The sequence below is a fragment of the Alcanivorax sp. VBW004 genome (assembly GCF_009718865.1).
In the GTDB taxonomy this organism is placed as follows: domain Bacteria; phylum Pseudomonadota; class Gammaproteobacteria; order Pseudomonadales; family Alcanivoracaceae; genus Alcanivorax.
Genome location: NZ_WNHC01000001.1, coordinates 1,709,620 through 1,724,368, shown reverse-complemented (window position 1 = coordinate 1,724,368; position 14,749 = coordinate 1,709,620). Strand labels below are relative to the sequence as shown.

Genomic DNA, 14,749 nt, shown 5'->3' with positions numbered 1-14,749 from the left:
ACAAACCCCTTAAATTTCCAGCTGCTGCGGCAGCTGAGCGGTATGCGGATGCTCAGTGCCTGCGTAAACTTTCAGTTTGCGGAACATGGCGCGGCCCAGCGGGTTACGCGGCAACATGCCCTTGATCGCCTTCTCGATGATCATCTCAGGCTTTTCCGCCTGCAGAGTCGCAAAGTTGGCTTCCTTCAGGCCACCCGGGTAACCGGTGTGACGGTAATACATTTTGTCTGACGCTTTCTTACCGGTAACGGCCACTTTCTCGGCATTGATCACAACAATGTAATCACCGGTATCGACATGTGGAGTAAACTCCGGCTTGTGCTTACCGCGCAGACGGCTGGCGACTTCAGTAGCCAACCGACCCAACGTTTTGCCGGAGGCGTCTACCACATACCAGTCGCGCTTTACGCTTTCCGGTTTTGCGCTGTAGGTCTTCATGGAATTCTGCCCTAAATTCAATATGTTACGGGTAGTAAACACCCGCCGGCGACGGTTACGCCGGGCAAGAGAGCGCGAATTCTACCCAAGCCCCCAAAAGAACACAAGCAGTTCGGGGGCATTTGTTGTCATGACACCGGATGGCCACAAATAAAGCCATGCCCCCTGTGCAAGCGGGTCATTGTGAAGCCGGCGGCGCCATGTTGAGATTGAGCGCGATTCTACACCCTTGCAGCCCCCTGTTTAAAGGAGCAGACAATGCAGTACCGCCGTCTCGGACGCACCGACCTTGAGGTAAGCGCCCTGTGCCTGGGCACCATGACCTGGGGAAGCCAGAACACCGCCGAAGAAGGCCATGCACAGATGGACATGGCGCTGGACTACGGCATCAATTTTTTTGATACCGCCGAAATGTATGCCGTTCCCGCCAGCCCGGACACCTCCTTTCGCACCGAAACCATCATTGGCGAGTGGTTTGCCCGCACCGGGAATCGCGACAAGGTGGTACTGGCCACCAAGGCAGCCGGCCCCGGCGAGTACGTGAAGCATATCCGTGGCGGCCCACGTTTCAGCGCCGACAGCCTGCAAAGCGCCGTTGAAGGCAGCCTGAAGCGCCTACAGACCGATGTGATCGACGTTTACCAGCTCCACTGGCCCGAGCGCACCACCAATTTCTTTGGCCGCCTAGGCTATAAACACCGGGACGGCGAGGACGGCATTGCCATCAGCGAAACCGTTGCCGGACTGAAAGCACTGGTGGATGCAGGGAAAATCCGCCACTGGGGCCTGTCCAACGAAACCCCCTGGGGCACCATGCGCTTTATCCATGAAGCAGAAAAAATCGGCCTGGCGCCACCGGTCAGCATCCAGAATCCCTATTCACTGCTCAATCGCAGCTTTGAGGTTGGCCTGGCGGAAGTGGCGCACCGGGAACAGGTGGGCCTGCTGGCCTACTCGCCACTGGCATTCGGCATGCTCAGCGGCAAGTACCGCAACGATCAGTGGCCGGAAGGCGCTCGCCTCACCCTGTTCAAGCAGTTCGCCCGCTACACCAACCCCCAGGCTATCGCGGCAACCGAGGCCTATTGTGAACTGGCCAGCGAGCGAGGCATCAGCCCGACCCAACTGGCGCTGCAGTTCGTTACCACACGCCCTTTCGTGACCAGCAACATTATTGGCGCTACCAACCTGGCGCAGCTGGAAGAGAACCTGAAAAGCATCGATGCACCTTGGGACAAGGCGCTGGATAAAGCCCTGGAGGCCATCCATACCCGCTTCCCGTATCCGGCGCCGTAGCAAGAGACGCAGCACGCTTCACGCGGCATGCAGCACGCCGCGTTGAGGCCTGACGCCAACCATAAGATCACCGGGCGAAAAAACGACACAAGCCAATCTTCGGCCTGCGCGACGGCATATCCTGGCCAACTCCCAAGCTACTAAACACCATTGACGCAGGCCGTTCATCCGTGCCAATGTTAACACCGTTAACTTGAGACAACGGATCAGTATGGCACGCACCGCATATCACCACGGCGATCTCCACCAGCAGGCCCACGATCAGGCCCTGGCCGTACTGCGCCTTGAAGGCGACGGTGCCATCAGCCTGCGCGCCATTGCCAAGCAGATTGGTGTCAGCGCCCCTGCGCTTTATCGCCACTATGCGGACCGGGAAAGCCTGCTGGCTGAACTGGCTATCAGTGGCTTTGCCGCTCTGCGCCAGCAGCTGCTTAGCGTGGATCAACATGCGCCCCGCGCAGCGCTGATCGGCATCGGCCTGGCCTATGTAGCGTTTGCTCAATCCGAGCCCAACCTGTACCGGCTGATGTTTGGCGGCCGGGTGCTCCCCAAAGGCGCTCACCCACGGCTCGATCAGGCCGGACTCGACGCGTTCAACGTATTGCAGGACACCATCGCCCGTGGCCAACGGGCGGGCTATCTGAAGCCCGCACCGCTCGCGTTGATGACCGCCACCGCCTGGTCGCTGGTTCACGGCCTTTCACAGCTGACTATCGACGGCCATCTGCCCAATGCGGATGCCGAGCCCCAACTCGCCGAAGGCATCACCAGCCTGTTGCTGGAAGGTGCCATTGCCCCTACTCATAACCATATTGATAACAACGAGGACACCCCATGAGCAGCCCAACTCCCAGCACCCTCCGTGTCGGCCGCCGCTATCGCGCCAAACGACTCAACGGCCCCTATGACGCCATCGTCATCGGTTCCGGCATTGGCGGCCTCACCGCTGCCGCCTGCCTGAGCAAAATGGGCAAGAAAGTGGTGGTGTTCGAGCAGCACTACACCGCCGGGGGCTTTACCCACAGCTATGACCGCAATGGCTACGAATGGGATGTGGGTGTGCACTACATCGGCGACATGGGCGCCGACCACACCATGGCCAAACGCCTGTTCGACCATGTCACCGACGGTGAGCTGAAATGGGCCCCCATGGACGCCAACTACGACCGGCTGTTTATTGGCGACCGCCAGATCGATTTGATGGCCGGCCCCAAGGCCTTCGTGGATAGCCTAAAAAACGATTTCCCGGATGAACATCAGGCCATCGATACCTACATGGGCTACCTGAATCAGGTCGCCAAGGCCCTGCCCGGTGTGACCCTGGCAAAGGTGCTGCCCAATCTGCTGGCCGGCCCCTTCCGCCGCCTGGCCAACCGCAAGGCGCCTGCCTTCCTCAATCGCCCCACCCAGGAGGTGCTCGAAGGCCTCACCGGTAATCAGGAGCTGATCGCCGCCCTTACCGGCCAATGGGGCGATAACGGCCTGGTCCCCACCGAATCCAGCTTTATTATTCACTCGCTGATTGCCCGCCACTATCTTTATGGTGGCTATTACCCGGTCGGTGGCGCCTCGGAAATGGCAAAGACCATCATTCCCGTCATCCAGCAAAGCGGCGGCGAGGTGTTTACCTACGCAGACGTGAAAGAAATCCTTGTTGAGAAAGGCCGCGCTGTCGGCGTGCTGATGGCCGACGGAGAAACCGTCCGCGCCCCGGCAGTGATCAGCAACGCGGGGGTTTACAACACCTTCGGGCCGCTGCTGGCCGATAACGCCCCGCACAAAGCCTTCTACCAAATGAAACTGGGCAACGTGCAGCGCTCCATGGCCAGCGTCTGCCTCTACATCGGCATCCAGGACACGGCGGAAAACCTGCAACTGCCGAAGACCAACTTCTGGATTTATCCGGGCACCGATCACGCCAACCAAGTGGACAACTTCCTCAAGGCGCCGGATGAGCACGACATTCCGCTCACCTATATTTCCTTTCCCTCCGCCAAGGATCCCAGCTTCGCGGCACGCTACCCCGGCCGCGCCACCGTGGAAATTGTCGCGCCCGGTCCGTTCGAGTGGTATGCCGACTGGGCAGACAAGCCCTGGGGCAAACGCGGTGATGATTACGAAGCCAAAAAGGAAGCGTACTCGCAGCGTCTGCTGGAAAAGCTGTACGAGAAGATGCCGCAGCTGCGCGGCAAGGTGGACTACTATGAATTGTCCACGCCGCTCTCCACCGACTACTTCTGCCGTTACAGCACCGGTGAGATTTATGGCCTGGATCACACCCCCGAGCGGTTCGAACAGGACTGGCTGAAACCGAAAACGCGCATCCCCGGCCTGTACCTTACCGGGCAGGACGTGATGACCTGCGGCGTGGTCGGTGCCATGGTCGGCGGCCTGCTTACCACCGTAGCGATCAGCGGCCTGAAAGGCCTGCCGCTGGCCAAGAAAATGTTTGTGGGCTAAGCCATGCATTTGCCGTTCTGGTTCAGCGTTGGCGCACTCAGCCCCGTGGTGATACCACTGGCACTCTACACCCGCCGCACCACCGTGCGGCTCCCGGAGGCCAGTGGCGAACCCCGGGGGCAATGGGGGCAAGGGGCGCCGGCAACACGCCTGCTGGTCGTCGGCGAGTCCACGGCGGCCGGAGTTGGCACCCTGCATCATCGCCAGGGGCTGGCCAGCCAGCTGGCCCTGCAGCTGCACCAGCACTCCGGCCAAGCCGTCGCCTGGCACACCCTCGGCGTTAACGGCATTCGGCTGGAGGCACTGCTCGCCAACCTTGCCGACATCGCTCTGCCAGAGGTGGATGAGGTTTTCATCAGCATGGGCGTCAATGACACCACCGGGCTAACTTCCCGACGGCGCTACCGGGCAGGGCTACTCCACCTGGTCCAGGCGCTGCGCAAGCAGCACCCGGCTGTCCGCGTCACTCTGCTGGCCGTGCCCCCCATGCACCGCTTTACCGCCCTGCCCATCCCGTTAAGACAACTGCTCGGGTGGCGCGCCAGACAACTGGATCAACAACACCGCCATGTGGTCGCCGGCGATAGCGCCCTGCTCTATCTCGGCTACCCCGCCCTGCAAGACCCCACCCTGCTCGCCGAAGACGGCTACCACCCCAGCGCCAGCGGTTACCGCGCCATGGCACTCGCACTGGCAGAGCAACTGAACAGCCAACAAGGAGCGTGACACCGAAAGGAATACAGTAACAGCAGGAAGGCAAGCGCACCGAGAAGACAACAGCACACTCGCGCAGGTCGCATTAGCCGCAGGCGTAATCCGACAGATTTACCGGGCGTATTTCAAAAGCGCAGGGCTGCAATGCACACCTGTCGGGTTACGCCTTTGGCTAACACGACCTACACGACAGGCGTCATACAGGGGACTACTGGAACAGCATCCCGAAACCGAAACGCCACAGGCCCTGATCAACCGTGCCTGCGCTGCGGTCCACATCCAGCCATTGCTGGCTGTAGCCACCACGCATGAAGAATTGATCATTCACATCCAGGCGCACACCTGCGCCCACTTCATAACTGAACACCGTATCGTTCAGAGTCGGCGTATCCAGCCCGCAGTAATAGCCCCACCACGGATCCCACCAGCACACCGGCGTCGACGGCCCAGTGGGCACATTGGTATCCAGGTAAGTGGCCCCCATCGCCCCATGCACATAGGGCGTTAGCGCCTTGCGGAAAAAATGGTAGGTGCCGTTCACGTTCATGGTGGTCATTTCCAGGTCGCCACGGCCATCAAAGGCGCTGCCCCCGGCCACCGGTTGCGTGGTGGTCCTGAAATCCGTATCCACCCACTCCAGCGCAAACCCCAGCGACAGCTTTTCATCCAGGTTATAGGCCATATCGAAACCAAACCCGATATCGTCATCCACCTTCGCTTGAGACCCGCCATCCCCCGTGAATGACTGCCCCTCAAGGCCAATCACACGAAAGCTGCCTTCCCAGCGCTCCGCCCGGTAACTATTGGGAATTTCCGCCAATGCCGGCAGTGATAACAGGCATGCCATGCCACCCCATACAACTCGTTTCATCCCGTGCCCCTGTGATCTATCTGGCTTTTCTCTGGCAGCATACCACCACCCAAGTGATTCGCGTACATCGGCACGGCTTCGCCATACCCCGCCCTCTGCCCCACAAATGTCAGGCGTTTACGGGAAGCCATGCTTGCATGACGAAGACGCTGGCCCAGCGATACGAATCCCGATTGAATCGTATTACGGCTTTATCGACGCGATGAACCTGGCCACGAAAATCCCATGGCACAGCACCAGTGTCTGTTGTGAGACAAAACGAAAGCCAAAAAAAAGCGAACCCGAAGGTTCGCTTTTTCTGCTTAACCACCACTCAGATTAGAAGCGGTAGGTCATCTGCGCACCGATCACATCGGCCTCCAACTCATAGGTACCTTTCAGCTGAGCACCTTTATCAGAACGGCTGATATCCGCATCTTCCACAAAGATGTGTGCGTAACCCACGTCAATGGTCATATTATCGGTCGGATTAAAACCGGCACCAAGAGTGGCCCAGATACGATCAGAGTCAGGCGAGATAGCCGAACGGTTATCCGTTCCCTGCGTGGACTCCTCCTTGGCCACACCAAAACGCAGCACAGTTCCACTGGTAAGCGCGTGGTTCAAGCCAAGGGAATAACGAGTGGTATTATTCCAGTCAAATTCCTCTGTGGGATTGAACGCCAACCCTGGACTCTCCACCACCAGAGCGTCCAATGAGCTCCACTCTGTCCACTCCACGCCAAGCAACAGCTGAGTTCGATCAGACAAATCCCCTGCATAGGACAACTGCAAGGATGCTGGAAGATCGATATCCGCTGACCCGTCATAAGTACCCGGTGCAACTGGGTTACCTCCCAAAGTCGACAACGCAGCGCCAGCATCACTGAAGGTAATATCACCCTCCACTTCATAGCTCATTTCTGAGCGATACGCTACGCCGAAGTGATTGTTATCGTCAGCGCTGAAAGTCAGGCCCAGGTTCCAACCAATGGCATCATCATCGCCCTCAAGACGGGTGGCCGCATTTTGAATATCTGCATCCAGCATCTGGTAGTTGATGCCCACCCCAAGATTTAAGCTATCGGTCAACTGAATTGCCAGAGACGGGTTAATGTTGATCGTCTGAAGATCTGACTCCGTGGCATAAAAGTCACCAGCCGTTACCGTACCTAACCCACCAGGAGGTGGCGGTGTAAGATAGGCATTACCCCATCCACTCTCATATTCAATCTTGGTACCAAAAGGCGAAACAACGCTAAGACCGAAAGTCATGGTGTCACCCATAGGAACCGCCAGGAAAACGCTCCCAACGAAGGGCTCAACATCTTCAAAATCACCTGTGCCTTGTCCCATTTGGGGGCCAAACAAAGAGGTGCCATCGGAGTCCGAATTAAAGGTCGTGTCCACCCACACTTGGTGCAGTGGCACAGAAATTTCTGTTGAGCGAAGCTCAGCCAACGTCGCCGGGTTATACCATTGGTTTGACGCGTTTTCGCTGAGTACTGCCGAACCCGCATAGGCCGTACCCATCGCAGAGACGGACTGATAAGACACACCAAAACCACTGGCCATGGTCTGGCCGGCTGCCAGTCCCAGAGCGGAACCGATAAGTAGCGCACCTGTTTTTTTCATTGTTGCTCTCCCTCTTCCTGAATGTCCTAAAATTATGGGCGTACACGCCAGATCATTCCTCGATCTGATTCCACTTATACACAACTTAGGCCAATAACAGCAAGGCCGGAAAAAGGCTCATACTTTTCCATTAGCCCCAGTATTTGTAAAATCTTCAGCCACAAAAAAAGGGCTGCCGAAGCAGCCCTTTTTGTGGAGCACCGGCATGCCTCTAATCGGCCAGCACCGCCTTGGCAACAATGCCCTTCATGATTTCATTGGTGCCGCCATAAATCCGCTGAACCCGCGAATCCGCAAACATGCGGGCAATCGGGTATTCCCACATGTAGCCGTAACCACCGTGCAACTGCAGGCACTCGTCGATCACTTCGCACTGCAGGTCGGTAATATAGTATTTGCCAGCCGCCGCGGTAGGAATATCCAGTTCTTTCTTCAGGTGCAGTTCCAGGCAGCGGTCCACATAGGCGCGGGCCACTTCAAGCTTGGTGTGCATCTCGGCAATCTTGAACTGGGTGTTCTGGAAACCGGCGATCGGTTTGCCGAAGGCCTTTCTTTCCTTCACGTATTCGATGGTGTGCGCCAACGCAGACTCGGCCATGGCCAGACCACCAATGGAAATACCGAGACGCTCCTGGGGCAATTCCTTCATCAGGTAAATAAAGCCCATGCCTTCTTCACCCAGCAGGTTTTCTGCCGGCACGCGCACGTCCTGGAAAAACAGCTCGGAGGTGTCCTGGGCTTTCATGCCCACTTTCTTCAGATTCTTGCCTTTCTCGAACCCTTCGGAATCGGTTTCCACCACAAACAGGCTGATGCCCTTGGCGCCTTTGGTGGGATCGGTTTTTGCCACCACAATCACGATATCCGCATTCTGGCCATTGGTGATGAAGGTCTTGGAACCGTTCAGCACGTAATGATCGCCGTCTTTCACCGCGGTGGTTTTCACGCCTTGCAGGTCGGAGCCGGCGCCGGGCTCGGTCATGGCGATGGCACCAATCATTTCACCGGTCACCATTTTCGGCAGGTATTTCTGCTTCAGTACTTCAGAGCCATTATGCTCAATGTAGGGGGCGACGATTTCAGTGTGCAGCCCCCAGCCGATGCCGGTGAGGCCCAGCTTGGAAATTTCTTCGTTGATCACCACGCTGTACAGGAAGTCAGCGCCGATACCACCGTACTCTTCGCCTACCATGGGGCACAGGAAACCCTGTTCGCCAGCTTTTAACCATACGTCTTTGGGCACCACGCCCTGCTGCTCCCACTCTTCATTGAAGGGAACGGCTTCGTTTTCCAGGAATTTGCGCACGGTATCGCGGAAGGTTTCGTGGTCAGAACTAAACAGCGTACGGGGAATCATCATGCTCTCCGGCATCAGGTTATCGGGAGTGGCCCCAACGCCGGACCGGCAGGGGCACAGAATGCCCCATGATGTTCACTGTCGCTGCCATCGGGCAATGACCGAAACGCTCAGGCCCCTGCCCGGCTGTGAAACCCGGCCAATGACCCTCTTGCCGGAAACTGGTCAGGCGCGGTGTTCACGGCCCAGATATTCAGAGGATTGCATCTCTTGCAGGCGCGAGCGGGTGCGCTCGAATTCGAAATCCAGCCGCCCACCGGCGTAGATGTCCTCGATGGGCACCTCGGCGGCGACCACCAGCTTCACGGCACGGTCGTAGAATTCATCCACCAGGTTGATAAAACGCCGGGCCATGTCGTCCTTGCCAGCCCCCATCTGCTCCACATTGGCCAGCAACACGGTGTGGAATTCCCGGGCAATCTCGATGTAGTCGGTCTGGCTGCGCGGGCCATCACACAGCTCCTTGAACTCAAACCAGACCACATCATCCGCACAGATGACGGTGGCAATCTTGCGACCTTCAATAAGCACATTGCCACGATCCCGGTGGCGGGAATGGTCCGGCTCCAAGGTCTGAAACCGCTCCTGCAGAAAGGCATCGGCCCCTTTTCCCAGCGGGCAGTGATAAAGCTCGGCCTGTTCCAGCAAGCGCAGGCGGTAGTCATTCCCCCCGTCCACATTCATTACCTGGGTGTGCTCTTTCAGCAACTCAATGGCAGGGAGAAAACGGGCCCGTTGCAGGCCATCCTTGTACAAACCATCGGGCTCGATATTGGACGTGGCCACCAGGGTAACGCCGTTGGCAAACAGCTCCTGCATCAGGCCGGCCAGAATCATGGCATCGGTGATGTCGGTAACAAAGAATTCGTCGAAACACAGCACCCGTGCCTGGCTGGCGAATCTGCGGGCGATACTGATCAGCGGATTCTTTTCCCCCTGGCGCTCACGCATTTCGCGATGCACTTTCTGCATGAAACGGTGAAAGTGCATGCGACGCTTTTCCTTGAACGGCAGCGCCTGGAAGAACACATCCATCAGGTAGGTCTTGCCACGCCCCACGCCGCCCCACATGTACAACCCCGTCAGCGGACGGGGTTTGCGAAAACGCCCGAACAGGCCGCCGGATGCGGGTTCCGCCAGCAAACGATGGTACAGGTCGTCCAGCGCGGCGACGGCTCGCTCTTGGGCCGGGTCCTGGAAAAAATCATCGCGCTGAAGGTCGGCCTTGTATTGCTCAAGAGGGGTCATGGGTCGCGGACCTGCCACTGTGTAGTTGAAACCGGCTCAGGGCCTGAAACAGGCCCGGCAAGGGCGGGCCAATGTAGCGCCGGGGCCGCCAGCTGACAACCGTCCGGGGAAAATCCACTCGCAGGGCAAAGCTAGCCCGGCAGGTGGCTGGCCGCCACCTCCTTCAGGTCCACCAGCTTGCCGTGGAAAAAATGGCCGCAATCCGGGAAGCGGACCAGATCGGGGGCCAGGGGTGTTTGCTCTGCCCAACGAAACACCTGCTCCGCCGGCACCACTTCGTCGTCTTCACCCTGCACCACCGTCACCGGACAGCCGGTATTTTCAATCTCGTCAAACGGGTAATGGTGCACCGGCGGCGCCACCAGCAGCAGTTCCCGCGCCGGCATGCCGTTGGCCTTGAGAATTTCTGCCCCGCGCGCCGCCACAAAACTGCCAAAGGAAAAACCTGACAACCACAGCGGCAATTGCGGATATTGGTGGGTCAGCCAGCTGTGGATAGCCAACAGATCTTCGGTTTCACCGATACCGTCGCTATAGGCCCCCTGGCTCTCACCGACACCACGGAAGTTGAAGCGCACCACCACGGCACCTTCATCCCGGGCCAGGCGGGCCAGTGTGGTCACCACCTTGTTGTCCATGGTGCCACCAAACAGCGGATGCGGATGACAGACAATGGCCACAAACGGTGGCGTGTCACTGCCCTGTTCCACGACGACCTCCAGCTGCCCGGCTGGACCGGATAAGGTTTGCCGTTGTGTTGCCATTTTCTACTCCTATCGCATCCTGTTACGCCTTTCACCCTTGGCGGCCGCGCAGCTCTGTGCTGCAATAGCCTCAGCGTTATCGCCAGCGTCTTGGCGATACCTTACAGGAGTATGCCATGGATATGCTGACAACTGGGGTGCTGTGCTTTGCTGCCGGCGTGGTAGTAGGTGCAGGACTGCTTTTCTGGTTGTTACCGGCACGGCGGCAAGCCGGCCAACTGATTCGTGACCGTGACGAGGCCCGTCAGGCGCTGAATCATTATCGAGACAAGGTGGACGATCATTTTCTGCAGACCGCCGATCTGGTCAACGATATGACCCAGGCGTACCGCTCCGTGCATGAGCATTTGTCCAAGGGCGCCCAGGTACTCTGCTCTGAAGTGGGCCGAAAACGGGCCGTGGCCAAATCCCTGGATTCCGCACCGGACAAGGAGAATAGCGAACCCATGGCGCCACCGCTGGATTATGCCCCCAGCGCCAAGGGCACGCTCTCGGAAGACTTTGGCCTGCAGCAAAAGCCCACCGGCCCCTTTGCGCCGGTGGACGTGGCGGATAACCCGATTCCTGACACCGTGGTCGAGCCGCCCCGGGATTATGCCGAGGGAGATGACGACACGGCGGATGACAAGAAACCCGGCTGATTGCCGCTCCATCACAGCAAGCAAACATAAAAAAGCCCGCTCTCTGAGCGGGCTTTTTTATGGTTCATCACGTACTGGAGTGAACAACGCGCTTCTCGCCGTTTGACTGGCTTATCGTTACTACTCCGCACTTTGCCAAACGCTCGACGCCGGATGCCTGACGTAAAACCCTATGAATCAAACAGGACCGCTACCCGCATGAGCACCGGCGCGTCTTCCACCTCAATCTCCGCGGGCAAGCTACCTGCCGGGTCGCCGTCCGCCTGAATCGGCTCATCACCGTTCTCACAGCGGATATGCACCCGCTGGGCTCGCAGGCTGGCCACACCATCCACCCGCTCCATACGCCCAAACAGCAAGGCAATCAGGCAGCGCAGCAAAAACCGCACGCCGGGCTTCTGGAATAACAGCACCTGCACTTGTGGGCGCAGGATATTGGCCTCGTTACTCAACACGAAGCTGCCACCGTAATGGCGACCATTGGTGATAATGGCGGAGAAACAATCCAGTGGCCGGCCATCCACTTCCACCCGGTAGTGACGCTGGCCATAACGGCCAATCTGACCAAGCATAGACTGCACATAGGCCAGTTTACCGAAGCGCTCTTTGATGCCCAGATTGACCCCATTGACCACCCAGGCGTCATAGCCGATGCCGCACATCATGATAAACCGCCGGCCGTTCAGACGGGCCGGCGTCACGGATACGCTTTTGCCCTTCACTACCACCTGCGCGGCCTGCTCCGGCTTTTTTGGCAACCCCAGCTCTTTGGCCAGTACATTCGCCGTACCGGTGGCAAACACGCCCAGCGCCACCCCGGCAGCCAACCCGTTGAGCACTTCGTTGGTGGTGCCATCGCCCCCTACGGCCACCACGCAATCGCCCTGGTCAGAAAGCCCATTGAGGTAGTCCGTGGCGTCGTTAGGGCCTTTGGTGTAATACAGGCGCACGCTGGCCCCCTGGCGCTCCAGCTCTGCCACAAAACGGCAGAGCAACGCCTCCCGACCGCCACCGGCGGTCGGGTTGTAAATCACAGTGACTTTCATCAGACAGGAAACCCTCGTACTGCTCCCGGTTTAGCAGGCTATTGGATAACCTATTGCCTGCTAGGCCGGGTTATCGATATCAATAAAGGTATGCTCAATGCCGTAATGGTCGCTGAGCCACTGACCCAGTGCCATGGCGCCATAACGCTCGGTGGCATGGTGGCCACAGGCGAAATAGTGCATGCCGGTTTCCCGGGCAAAATGGGTGGTCGGTTCGGAAATTTCGCCGCTCAGGTAGGCATCCACGCCTTTGGCCTGAGCCTTTTCAATAAAGCCCTGGGCCCCGCCGGTACACCAGCCGATGGTTTCGATTTCATCACCCGGGTCACCGACATGTAACGGGGTACGCCCCAATACCGCCTCCACATGAGCGGCAAATTCTGACGCACTCATGGGGCTGTCCAGCCGCCCCACATTGCCGATGGGCCGGGGGGAATCATCCAGCCCGCCTTCGGTGGTCAGCCCCAGGCGAAGCGCCAACTGGACATTGTTACCCAGCGTGGGGTGGGCATCCAGCGGCAGGTGATAGGCAAACAGGTTGATGTCATGGCGCAACAGGGTCTGCAGGCGCTGCTTCTTCATGCCCCGGACCTGCTGGCTTTCCCCTTTCCAGAAATAACCGTGGTGCACCAGAATCGCATCCGCCTCTTCCACAATGGCCGCGTCAATCAAGGCCTGACAGGCGGTCACCCCGGACACCACCCGGTGGATCTGCTCCCGGCCTTCCACCTGCAGTCCATTGGGGCAAAAATCCTGGAAACGGTCCGTGGCCAGTTCCTGATCGAGCAGAGACAACATGTAATCGCGCTTGAGCATGACACCTACCGGATAAAGGTCGGAACAATAAAAAGTGAGCCATTTGGTCACGAAACCCGTGAACCCGGATCACCGCGCCAATCCGCTCGGGGAGAGTGCGGTGTATCCTGTTTCCCACGTAAACCGCAGGTGAGAGCCGCGCCAAGCCTTGCAATGTGGCCATCGCCCACAGCCAGGCGGCAGTAGCAATCAGTATTCACAGGTTCTACTATTGCGCGCAGTTTACCTATCTGACCCCGCACTTGTCTCGCCGGGCGCCCTTCACCAGGCCCTGATGAGACCGGGGAACAGCATTAACGGGGGCATTACCGGTGATCAAACTGCTTCGTTTTCTGGCCGGCCCGGTGATTACCGGCCTGGCCGTCGGCCTTGTCGCCCTGTGGTGGTACCAGTGGGGACCCAACGCCGAGCCCGCACAACACGACACCGGCGTTGCCAGCTATGCCGGTGCGGTGAACCATGCGGCCCCGGCGGTGGTGAACATCTACACCACCCAAATCATCACCAACGAGGACGTGGCTGAAGACCCGCTGTTCAACCGCTTTATGGAGCAGCCCCGCCGTGAACGCGCCCTGAGCAGCCTGGGCTCCGGGGTAATCGTCGACGACGGCGGCTATGTGCTGACCAGTTATCATGTCATCCGCGATGCGGATGAAATTCTGGTGGCCCTGCGTGATGGCCGTGATGCCCCCGCCCGGGTAGTGGGCACAGACCCGGAAACCGACCTGGCACTATTGCATATCGCCCTGGAAGCCTTGCCCGAAGTGGAACTGAACGGCAACGGCCCGGTGCAGGTGGGCGATGTGGTACTGGCCATCGGCAACCCGCTGGGTGTGGGTCAGACCGTGTCCATGGGGATTGTCAGTGCCACCGGCCGCAGCCACCTGGGCATCGCCACCTTCGAGAACTTTATCCAGACCGATGCGGCGATTAACCGGGGCAACTCCGGCGGCGCGCTGATTGATACCCGCGGCCACCTGATCGGCATCAACACCGCCATCCTTTCTGCGGACGGCAGCTGGCAGGGCATCGGCTTCGCCACTCCCGCCTCGATTGCCAAGGAAGTCATGAATGACCTGATCGAACACGGTCGGGTGATTCGTGGATATCTGGGCGTCACCGTGCAGGATATGACTCCCTCACTGGCCGACACCTTTGGCATGGAAGAGGTGCGCGGGGGCGTAGTCACCGAAGTGGTGGTCGACAGCCCAGCCCATAAAGGTGGCCTGCAACCCGGCGACGTGCTGGTGGGAATCGACGGCGACGTGATGGCCGACGGCTACGAAGCCATGAATCGCATCGCCGGTATGAAACCGGACGATAACGTAACGCTGGAAGTCATCCGCAACCGTCAGCCCCTGTCCGTGGACGTAGTCATCGGCACCCGCCCGCCAGCGGACTAAGAGACGCAACACGCGGCAGACTTCACGCAACAACGCGGACAATGCCTGTCTTTGAGCCGATAGCAAGAGGCCGCGCCCAAA

At 58.8% G+C, this 14,749-nt stretch carries 14 protein-coding genes; 6 read left to right on the top strand and 8 right to left on the bottom strand.

Annotated features, from left to right (window positions below):
- Positions 1–9: 9 nt before the first annotated feature.
- Positions 10–438: a 50S ribosomal protein L13 gene (gene rplM, locus F1529_RS07975; RefSeq protein ID WP_007150332.1), complete on the bottom strand. Its 429-nt coding sequence runs from the start codon at positions 436–438 to the stop codon at positions 10–12.
- Positions 439–696: 258 nt separating this feature from the next.
- On the opposite strand from rplM, the gene F1529_RS07970 reads away from it, so the two are divergent.
- From F1529_RS07970 to F1529_RS07955, 4 genes are all read left to right on the top strand, one after another.
- On the top strand, positions 697–1,734 hold the full coding sequence (locus tag F1529_RS07970) for an aldo/keto reductase (protein WP_155133530.1): 1,038 nt from the start codon (positions 697–699) through the stop codon (positions 1,732–1,734).
- 211 nt (positions 1,735–1,945) lie between these two features.
- Positions 1,946–2,572, top strand: a complete 627-nt coding sequence (locus F1529_RS07965) for a TetR/AcrR family transcriptional regulator (protein ID WP_155133526.1) — start codon at positions 1,946–1,948, stop codon at positions 2,570–2,572.
- Positions 2,569–4,194: an NAD(P)/FAD-dependent oxidoreductase gene (locus F1529_RS07960; protein ID WP_155133524.1), complete on the top strand. Its 1,626-nt coding sequence runs from the start codon at positions 2,569–2,571 to the stop codon at positions 4,192–4,194. The genes F1529_RS07965 and F1529_RS07960 overlap by 4 nt, the downstream gene beginning before the upstream one ends.
- A gap of 3 nt (positions 4,195–4,197) precedes the next feature.
- Positions 4,198–4,920: an SGNH/GDSL hydrolase family protein gene (locus tag F1529_RS07955; protein WP_155133520.1), complete on the top strand. Its 723-nt coding sequence runs from the start codon at positions 4,198–4,200 to the stop codon at positions 4,918–4,920.
- Positions 4,921–5,116: 196 nt separating this feature from the next.
- Here F1529_RS07955 and F1529_RS07950 read toward each other — a convergent pair whose 3' ends face one another.
- The 5 genes from F1529_RS07950 to F1529_RS07930 all read right to left on the bottom strand — a co-directional run bounded on the left by F1529_RS07950 (position 5,117) and on the right by F1529_RS07930 (position 10,762).
- A complete protein-coding gene (locus F1529_RS07950; protein WP_007150694.1) occupies positions 5,117–5,779 on the bottom strand; it encodes an outer membrane protein in 663 nt (220 codons plus the stop codon).
- Positions 5,780–6,097: 318 nt separating this feature from the next.
- The gene (locus F1529_RS07945) at positions 6,098–7,393 is read right to left on the bottom strand and encodes an OmpP1/FadL family transporter (protein ID WP_155133517.1); all 1,296 of its coding nucleotides are present in this window, start codon (positions 7,391–7,393) and stop codon (positions 6,098–6,100) included.
- A gap of 211 nt (positions 7,394–7,604) precedes the next feature.
- Positions 7,605–8,750 carry an acyl-CoA dehydrogenase family protein gene (locus F1529_RS07940; RefSeq protein ID WP_155133514.1) on the bottom strand — a complete coding sequence of 382 codons (1,146 nt, stop codon included), beginning with the start codon at positions 8,748–8,750 and terminating at the stop codon, positions 7,605–7,607.
- 165 nt (positions 8,751–8,915) lie between these two features.
- On the bottom strand, positions 8,916–9,998 hold the full coding sequence (gene zapE, locus F1529_RS07935; RefSeq protein WP_155133511.1) for a cell division protein ZapE: 1,083 nt from the start codon (positions 9,996–9,998) through the stop codon (positions 8,916–8,918).
- Between the two features lie 131 nt (positions 9,999–10,129).
- On the bottom strand, positions 10,130–10,762 hold the full coding sequence (locus F1529_RS07930) for an alpha/beta hydrolase (protein ID WP_155133508.1): 633 nt from the start codon (positions 10,760–10,762) through the stop codon (positions 10,130–10,132).
- A 116-nt stretch (positions 10,763–10,878) separates the two neighbouring features.
- Here F1529_RS07930 and F1529_RS07925 point away from each other — a divergent pair, with 116 nt between their 5' ends.
- Complete coding sequence (locus F1529_RS07925) at positions 10,879–11,403, top strand: YhcB family protein (RefSeq protein ID WP_007150546.1); 525 nt, start codon at positions 10,879–10,881, stop codon at positions 11,401–11,403.
- 170 nt (positions 11,404–11,573) lie between these two features.
- On the opposite strand, the gene F1529_RS07920 is transcribed toward F1529_RS07925, so the two are convergent.
- Both F1529_RS07920 and F1529_RS07915 read right to left on the bottom strand, forming a co-directional pair.
- Complete coding sequence (locus F1529_RS07920; RefSeq protein WP_155133505.1) at positions 11,574–12,449, bottom strand: diacylglycerol kinase family protein; 876 nt, start codon at positions 12,447–12,449, stop codon at positions 11,574–11,576.
- Between the two features lie 60 nt (positions 12,450–12,509).
- Positions 12,510–13,265, bottom strand: a complete 756-nt coding sequence (locus tag F1529_RS07915) for a Nif3-like dinuclear metal center hexameric protein (protein ID WP_155133502.1) — start codon at positions 13,263–13,265, stop codon at positions 12,510–12,512.
- Between the two features lie 311 nt (positions 13,266–13,576).
- On the opposite strand from F1529_RS07915, the gene F1529_RS07910 reads away from it, so the two are divergent.
- On the top strand, positions 13,577–14,668 hold the full coding sequence (locus F1529_RS07910; RefSeq protein WP_007149233.1) for a trypsin-like peptidase domain-containing protein: 1,092 nt from the start codon (positions 13,577–13,579) through the stop codon (positions 14,666–14,668).
- The last annotated feature ends 81 nt before the right edge of the window (positions 14,669–14,749 follow it).